Source organism: Serratia sp. T13T92 (assembly GCF_047530105.1).
Lineage (GTDB): Bacteria > Pseudomonadota > Gammaproteobacteria > Enterobacterales > Enterobacteriaceae > Chania > Chania fonticola.
On record NZ_JBLJAK010000115.1, the window covers coordinates 1 to 1,224 of the forward strand.

Below are 1,224 nucleotides of genomic sequence, written 5' to 3' on the forward strand. Positions count from 1 at the left end.
CCAGTACGGTGATTTTATCCGGGGCTAGCCAGTGGGTCACTTTGTTGCATTTCAACTGGGAATGGGGCATGGGGCACTTAGTCGCGTGTCCACTATTGCTGGGTAAGATCAGGTCACTTTGTTGCATTTCGTTTGGGAATTGGCGATCCGGGGCTAGCCAGTGGGTCACTTTGTTGCATTTCAACTGGGCGTGGGGCGTCAAGAGCATACATATTAGGGAACTCACCTACTGTATACTTTCCACGTGAAACATTAACAATGTTTGCAATCCTTATCTCTGGTCTAAAGAAAGAGTTTATGATTGCGTTGAGTTGCCGAGGATCCCTTGCTGTAATGATTAATTTTCTATCCTCCTCAGGAAGAAGCCTGCTTGTACTGATTATGTTATATGCCAACCCGTAAATTGAAGACTTTCTCCCATGAAACATGACACCAAAAACATCAAATTTGTATCTATTCCTTTCTAGTGCTCGCATTCCATCGGTACTGATTCCTTCGATATGTATAGTTACCCACTCTCTAAGTAATTGATCCAACAGAACCATGGATGCATATTTAAATGATTCGTGATGAAATTTTATTTTGTAATAGGATTGTCCAAATCGACTACATGACTTCCAGAGTGGCTCTCCAATTTCTAAAGAAAAGAAAACATAGTCCTCATTCTTTAGTCGAACTATATCTGCTTCAGAATTGCTAAAGTATTTTACATTATCTTTCAAAAGACGAGTTCGTGACTTTAGTTGTATATGTCCATCATTATTTTCAATTTTTTTGTTGGTGGCATGGACAAGATAAAAGTCTTGTTTTATGAAAAAATCCAAAAATGACTGTTCATCTATGGCAAGTGGGTTTATTTCCTTAAAACTATCCGTCAAATTGTGTCTTGATATCATCTGAAAATCCAGTTGCTGAAAGTCCTTTATTTTTTCAGCAAGGTTCTGATTCAGATTGATAAATTTACTCTCAGTGTCATCCCAAGCCTGCATAGTGGATTCATTCATGCTATCCACGGCTTTTTGAAAATCAGCACCGGTACGCATGGTGTCAAATGCTGATTTTGCTGATTGTAAACGTTTTTTTTCCAACATGTTCCTGAAAAAGCGAGTTATGATTTTACTGGCGGCATCGTTCTGATTTTGTTTCATTAATTAAAAGTGACTCTTTGTTTATTAATTACGTATGTATATTGAATATTCTATCACAAAAAAAACAATCAACCAA

General features: G+C 37.7%; 1 protein-coding gene. It reads right to left on the bottom strand.

Annotation, left to right across the window (positions count from 1 at the left end; genetic code table 11):
* Positions 1 to 113 precede the first annotated feature (113 nt).
* Positions 114 to 1,148 (bottom strand): hypothetical protein, encoded by a 1,035-nt coding sequence (locus ACMV5I_RS29445; RefSeq protein ID WP_414825969.1) that lies wholly within the window; start codon positions 1,146 to 1,148, stop codon positions 114 to 116.
* Positions 1,149 to 1,224 lie beyond the last annotated feature (76 nt).

Coding starts and splice junctions, on each gene's coding strand:
- ACMV5I_RS29445 (WP_414825969.1), bottom strand. CDS start 1,148: ATGAAACAAAATCAGAACGATGCCGCCAGTAAAATCATAACTCGCTTT.